The sequence below is a fragment of the Campylobacter sp. 2018MI13 genome, from assembly GCF_018501135.1.
Classification (GTDB): domain Bacteria; phylum Campylobacterota; class Campylobacteria; order Campylobacterales; family Campylobacteraceae; genus Campylobacter_E.
On sequence record NZ_JAHCZC010000095.1, the window covers coordinates 1 to 5861 of the forward strand.

The window sequence follows — 5861 nt, forward strand, 5'->3', positions numbered from 1 at the left end:
CATTACGGGTAAATACTAGTATAACTAATGATTTATTAAATAAACTTAGTATCTATGCTAGAGAATACTCTGATGCTTTTAGGCAAAGTAATATTTTAATAGCAGCTAAAACTTTTCCTGGAGATATGAATAATTCTTCAAGTTTTGTTAAAGATTATAGATTAAGTTTTTTAAAGCCATTTTATGATTTTACACAAACTAATAAAGTTGATATGATAATGGTTTCAAATAAAATTTATCCTATATTAGATAAAAAACCAGCAAATATGTCTAAGAAAATCATTAATATATTAAAAAATGATTTATCATTTAATGGGGTAATAGTAAGTGATGATATCTTAGGTGGTGATTTAGATGGTATAGATTTTAAAGATAGAATAATTGATAGTATAAATGCTGGAGTTGATATATTATATTTTGGATTATCTAGGATAAAGTATGGAGATACAGCAAGTTATGTTGTTGATATTATAAGTCAAGCAGTAGATGATGGCAAAATAAGTAGAAGTAGATTAGAAGAATCTTATATAAAAATTACTTCTTTAAAAGAGAGAATATGATAAAAAAATTATTAGATGAACAAAGTGGTATTAAAAATACAATTGATAATTTATATTCACACCCTGACCCATTGCAAGTAGTATATGATAATATTAATAGCGAAGATATAGAATTTATTGCTTTAATATGCGCTTTATTTGCGTATGGAAATGCTGGTGCTATAGTAAAATTTTTAAAAAAACTTGATTTTACTTTACTTAATAAAAGTGATGAAGAAATAAGGCAAATAAATCACAAATATAGATTTCAAAACGAAAGAGATGTAGCAGAAATTTTTATTAGTTTAAAAAGATTTAAAGAAAAATCAAGTATAAAAGATTTTAGTCATAAAATTTATAAAACAAGCAAAAATAATAAAATATTAGAAGTTATTCAAGCTTTAATTACTGAAATTTATTCATTGAATGATTATAGAAGTGATGGGTATGAATTCTTTTTTAGTAAAGTTAATAATACAAGTGCGTATAAAAGATATTGTATGTATTATCGCTGGATGGTAAGAAATGATAATTTAGATTTAGGTTTGTTTAATGAAATTAGTCCTGCTGATTTACTAATGCCACTTGATACACATACACATAAAATGGGGCTTATGTTAGGGCTTATTAAAAGAAAACAAGCCGATCAAAAATGTATGCTAGAGCTTAGTAAGGCTTTAAAAAATTTTTGCAATGAAGACCCTTTAAAATACGATTTTGCTTTATATAGAATATCTCAGACTAATGATGAAAATTCTTTACAAGAATTAATTAAAAATGCCAGAAATTAGTATTATCCAAGAAATTATAGTTTTAATATCGGCATTATTTGCTGGCTTTATTGATGCAATTTGCGGCGGTGGAGGGCTTATTATAATACCTATGCTAATTGCTTTTGGTTTAGGAGAACAATTAGCCATTAGCACTCACAAATTTCAAGCAATGTTTGCGATGTGTTGTTCGTTTTCAACCCTTTTTAAATATATAGAATTTAAAAAAGTATTTATAGGAATGATTTTTAGCATAATAGGTGGTATTTTAGGTGCTAGGGTTCTTTTAATAATTAATCCTGAACCATTAAAACCCATTATATTATTTACTCTTTTATTGATTTTTATATATTCTATTTTCAATTCAAAACTAGGTAGCATTAAAGCTAAGCAAATAATGAGTGAAAAATTATTCTATCCGTTTTTTGGCTTATTGATAGGATTTTATGATGGATTTTTAGGGCCTGCTACAGGTTCATTTTGGATATTTGCTAGCATTAGTTTAATAGGTCAAGATATTAAACAAGCAAGTATTAATGCTAAGGCTTTGTGTATGGCAAGCGGTATGATTTCTCTTATAATATTTATGATAGATTTTAAGATTTATTATTCGCTTGGTTTAAAAATGGCTATGTGTGGTATATTTGGAGCATTTTTAGGTGCTAAATTTGTTTTAAAATATAAAAGTGAGTCTATCAAAAAAATATTTTTAGTTATTGTTTTTATAACTTTACTTAAACTAACTTATGAATATTATTTAAAATAATTTTTATTACAAATTATAAAATTTATTTATACAAAAGACTTTTTATAAACTTATTTAGTCTTGTATAATTTAACTAAAATTATTATATAATTTCTTTATGGAATTTAGTTTATTAGAATATTTTATAGGCTTTTTAGCTTCTTTTATTGGTGGTTTTATTGATGCTATTGTGGGTGGTGGCGGACTTGTTACATTGCCTGTGATTTTAGGACTTGGAGTGCCACCATCTTTAGCCATTGCAACTAGTAAGTTACAAGCTAGCATGGCTGCAGTTTCTGCTGTATTTAGTTTAAGAAAAGAAATAAAATTTAAAGAATTAAGACTTGGAATTTTAATAACAGCAATTTTTTCAATTCTTGGAAGTTATGTTTTGCTTTTAATATCTAATGAAGCTATTATGCCACTTATTTTAGTTATTTTAATATTAGTATTTATTTATACTATTTTTAAGCCAAATCTAGGGAATATAAACAAAAAAGCTATTTTAAGCACTACTTTATTTTTAATAATTTTTGGTGTTATTTTGGGATTTTATGATGGTTTTATAGGACCAGGAACTGGCTCATTTTGGATATTAGCATTTACTTCTTTATTAGGATTTAATCTAAAGCAAGCATCAATAAATACTAAATTATTAAACACTACAAGCAATGTTTGTTCTTTATGTTTCTTTTTGTGCTTTTATGATGTTTTAATTAAACTTGGTCTTATTATGGGAGTAGGTGGGATAATAGGTGCTTATTTAGGTGGTAAATGCCTTCTAAAAATTAATATAAATATAATTAGATGGGTTTTTATAATTATTGTTTTTTGCACTATTTGTAAATTGATATATTCAAATTTCTTTTAGCATTTTAAAATAGTTTTCAAATTCTTTACACTCATTTATTACTTTAAAACCATATCTTTCGTATATTTGTGAAGATTTGGTTATTAGTGTAATTTTGTTATAACCTTTATTTTTTGCTATATTAATTGCATATTCAAGCATTTCTTTTAATATCCCCATTTTTCTATAGCTAGGAATTATCGCTACACTATCTATATAAAATTCATCTTTATCGCATTCTTTTATAATCTCATAATTTGAGTTTATATTTTTTAAATATTGCTTTAAAGCGTCATCATTATATTCTCTATCGCCATAAGCACAACAAATTGAAATAATTTGATTGTCTTTTTCATATACAAATAAATTATCAAGACAAAATCTAGTTTTTTCCTTGCCAAAAAATTCATAAAATTTTTCAATTTTCTTTTGATAATTTGTTTCGTTAAAAAAGTTTTCACTAAACTCAGCCATTGCTAAGTCTAAAATCTCGCAAGCCTTATAATCACTCATTCTAGCAGGTCTAATCATTAGTTATCCTTGTTTTTGTAAAATCTTAACCAAATTTTAATTATAAGAGGTGAATATGGGAAGAGCGTTTGAATACAGACGTGCAGCAAAAGAAGCTCGTTGGGATAAGATGAGTAAGATATTTCCAAAATTAGCAAAAGCTATTGAAGTTGCAGCAAAAGAAGGTGGAATTGACCCTGAAATGAACGCAAAACTTCGTTCAGCAATAGCAACAGCAAAAGCTCAAAATATGCCAAAAGATAATATTGACGCGGCATTAAAAAGAGCAGCAGGTAAAGATGGAAACGATATTAAAAGCCTTCATTATGAAGCTAAAGCTAATTACGGAGTGCAAATTATAGTTGAAGTTGCTACTGATAATACCAATAGAACCGCAGCTAATATAAAAGCTATTTTTAATAAAAACGGAGCTACTCCACTTGTAAATGGTAGTTTAGAATTTTTATTTTCAAGAAAAAGTGTTTTTGTATGCAAAAAACCTAATATGGATTTAGAAGAATTAGAATTAAGCCTAATTGATTTTGGTTTAGAAGAATTAGAAGATGAAGAAGAAAATGTAAGAATTATCGGAGCTTATGATAGCTTTAAAGAGCTTAGCACAGGAATTGATGAGCTTAAATTAGAGCTTGTTAGTGGAAGACTTGAATATGTCCCAAACAATCCAATAAGTCTTAGTGAAGAGCAAATCACTGAACTTGAAAAATTATTAGATAAGCTTGAAGAAGATGATGATGTTCAAGCAGTTTATACAAATATAGAATAAGGAAAAATTATGTTAAAAGTATATGACAATTTTGCAGATTTAGAAAATATTAATGAAGCTATTATTAAGACTAATAAAGGTGATATGAAATTAACTTTATTTAAAGATAGCCCGCAAGCTACTTTAAATTTCGTTCATTTAGCAAAAAATGGATTTTATAATGGTCTAAAATTTCATAGAGTAATTCCTAATTTCGTTATTCAAGGTGGTTGTCCTTTAGGCACAGGCACAGGTGGTCCTGGTTGGAATATTAAATGTGAATGCAAAAATCAAGAGCATAAGCATTTAAGAGGGACTTTATCTATGGCTCACGCTGGTCGTGATACTGGTGGCTCTCAATTTTTTGTTTGTCATTCAGCACAACCACACTTAGATGGAGTTCATACGATTTTTGGTCAAGTTAATAATGAAGATGGCTTAAAGGTTCTTGATAGTATCCGCCAAGGCGATATTATTGAAAGTATTGAAATAAAATAATTTAAAATATCTAAGATATGATTCAAATTCTTTAATTTAGGTTAAAGAATTTGAAAATTAATTAAATTGATGATTATATTGCTTTTTACGAGGATATAAAAGTTTTTTGCAGATATTTTTTAAATATCTTTTTATTATATTTTTTTTACTTGTTCTAATACTATTAAATATCATATCAAGCTCTATTCTTTCCTTTTCGGTAATCACTTTTAATCCTTTAATTGTTTTCTTATACGAGACATTAAAAATAATAACTCATCATCATCTAATTCACAAAGCATTGTAAATACAGCTTTTACTGCTTGTGGTTTAGAATTACCTAAACGCCAGTCTTGATAAGTTCGCATAGGTAATCCTAAACGCTGCGACATTGCTTGCAAAGAAATTTTCTTACCATTTTCTTTACTCTCTATCGCATTATGTAATAAATTAAATATATCGTTCGTCTCAATCATTTTTAAATTATACGATTTTAAAAATTAAACTTCGCTAAAACGGAGTTTATATTTGTAAAAAAATATAAAAAATACAAAATATCCTTAAATCAATACATTAAAAAATAAAATATATACGAAATAATGTATAAAATATATGGTTAAATAATTTTACTAAATTAAGTTGAGTGTATTAGACTAAATAGTTACTTGATAGTTAACAACTCAAGTGATATAATTCGTTTATCAATTTTAAGGTATGAGTGATAATGAGTAAAAAAACTGATTTTATACTAGAGCAAATGATTAAAGCTTATTTAAGCGAGCAAAATCCAATTGGCTCTATGTTATTGCAAGATAGTTTGAATGTTCCTGCAAGCACTATAAGAGTTTATTTTAAACAACTTGATAGTGATGGTTATATTTCAAAACTTCACGCAAGCGGTGGAAGAATTCCTACTCAAAAAGCTATGAAATATTATTGGAAGCAATTTTTTAATTATGAATTAAATTCTAAATTAGAATTAAACTCAACTTTAAATTTATTAAGAGTTGCTAACGAGAATGATTTGTTTTTCCTTATTGTTGATAACAAAAAAATATTTTTAAATGATATTTTAAACATTGAAAATAGATTTATTATTTTAGATTTTATAGAAAATAGGGTTTTGATTGATTTTAACGATGAATTAAATATACTTTTTAATCAGTTAAAAGGATACGAGATAAATGATATTAAGACTATTTTATAT

At 26.2% G+C, this 5861-nt stretch carries 9 protein-coding genes and 1 pseudogene; 7 read left to right on the forward strand and 3 right to left on the reverse strand.

Annotation, left to right across the window (positions count from 1 at the left end):
- The 4 genes from KJQ99_RS08460 to KJQ99_RS08475 all read left to right on the forward strand — a co-directional run.
- On the forward strand, positions 1 to 560 hold a 560-nt coding region (locus KJQ99_RS08460; protein WP_284467052.1), incomplete at its 5' end, for a glycoside hydrolase family 3 N-terminal domain-containing protein.
- On the forward strand, positions 557 to 1330 hold the full coding sequence (locus tag KJQ99_RS08465; RefSeq protein ID WP_214150530.1) for a TIGR02757 family protein: 774 nt from the start codon (positions 557 to 559) through the stop codon (positions 1328 to 1330). The genes KJQ99_RS08460 and KJQ99_RS08465, both read left to right, overlap by 4 nt.
- Entirely contained in the window at positions 1317 to 2075 is a 759-nt protein-coding gene (locus KJQ99_RS08470) for a sulfite exporter TauE/SafE family protein (RefSeq protein WP_214150531.1), read from the forward strand. Before KJQ99_RS08465 ends, KJQ99_RS08470 begins: the two co-directional genes overlap by 14 nt.
- Before the next feature lie 97 nt (positions 2076 to 2172).
- Positions 2173 to 2925: a TSUP family transporter gene (locus KJQ99_RS08475; protein WP_214150532.1), complete on the forward strand. Its 753-nt coding sequence runs from the start codon at positions 2173 to 2175 to the stop codon at positions 2923 to 2925.
- On the opposite strand, the gene KJQ99_RS08480 is transcribed toward KJQ99_RS08475, so the two are convergent.
- Entirely contained in the window at positions 2911 to 3435 is a 525-nt protein-coding gene (locus KJQ99_RS08480) for a GNAT family N-acetyltransferase (RefSeq protein ID WP_214150533.1), read from the reverse strand. The genes KJQ99_RS08475 and KJQ99_RS08480 overlap by 15 nt on opposite strands.
- A 55-nt stretch (positions 3436 to 3490) precedes the next feature.
- Between KJQ99_RS08480 and KJQ99_RS08485 the strand changes: the two genes are divergently transcribed.
- Both KJQ99_RS08485 and KJQ99_RS08490 read left to right on the forward strand, forming a co-directional pair.
- On the forward strand, positions 3491 to 4198 hold the full coding sequence (locus tag KJQ99_RS08485; RefSeq protein ID WP_214118822.1) for a YebC/PmpR family DNA-binding transcriptional regulator: 708 nt from the start codon (positions 3491 to 3493) through the stop codon (positions 4196 to 4198).
- A gap of 9 nt (positions 4199 to 4207) precedes the next feature.
- A complete protein-coding gene (locus tag KJQ99_RS08490) occupies positions 4208 to 4675 on the forward strand; it encodes a peptidylprolyl isomerase (RefSeq protein ID WP_214118824.1) in 468 nt (155 codons plus the stop codon).
- A gap of 57 nt (positions 4676 to 4732) precedes the next feature.
- Here the strand turns inward: KJQ99_RS08490 and KJQ99_RS08495 are convergent, their stop codons facing one another.
- Positions 4733 to 4882: a hypothetical protein gene (locus KJQ99_RS08495; RefSeq protein WP_214118826.1), complete on the reverse strand. Its 150-nt coding sequence runs from the start codon at positions 4880 to 4882 to the stop codon at positions 4733 to 4735.
- A gap of 2 nt (positions 4883 to 4884) precedes the next feature.
- Positions 4885 to 5130, reverse strand: a complete 246-nt coding sequence (locus KJQ99_RS08500) for an XRE family transcriptional regulator (RefSeq protein WP_214118828.1) — start codon at positions 5128 to 5130, stop codon at positions 4885 to 4887.
- Between the two features lie 248 nt (positions 5131 to 5378).
- On the opposite strand from KJQ99_RS08500, the pseudogene KJQ99_RS08505 reads away from it, so the two are divergent.
- A pseudogene (locus KJQ99_RS08505) lies at positions 5379 to 5861 on the forward strand (HrcA family transcriptional regulator); the annotation flags it as partial.

Bases quoted from the DNA above. Each gene is read 5' to 3' on its own strand.
- KJQ99_RS08485 (WP_214118822.1), top strand. From the start codon at position 3,491: ATGGGAAGAGCGTTTGAATACAGACGTGCAGCAAAAGAAGCTCGTTGG.
- KJQ99_RS08490 (WP_214118824.1), top strand. From the start codon at position 4,208: ATGTTAAAAGTATATGACAATTTTGCAGATTTAGAAAATATTAATGAA.
- KJQ99_RS08470 (WP_214150531.1), top strand. From the start codon at position 1,317: ATGCCAGAAATTAGTATTATCCAAGAAATTATAGTTTTAATATCGGCA.
- KJQ99_RS08480 (WP_214150533.1), bottom strand. From the start codon at position 3,435: ATGATTAGACCTGCTAGAATGAGTGATTATAAGGCTTGCGAGATTTTA.
- KJQ99_RS08465 (WP_214150530.1), top strand. From the start codon at position 557: ATGATAAAAAAATTATTAGATGAACAAAGTGGTATTAAAAATACAATT.
- KJQ99_RS08475 (WP_214150532.1), top strand. From the start codon at position 2,173: ATGGAATTTAGTTTATTAGAATATTTTATAGGCTTTTTAGCTTCTTTT.
- KJQ99_RS08500 (WP_214118828.1), bottom strand. From the start codon at position 5,130: ATGATTGAGACGAACGATATATTTAATTTATTACATAATGCGATAGAG.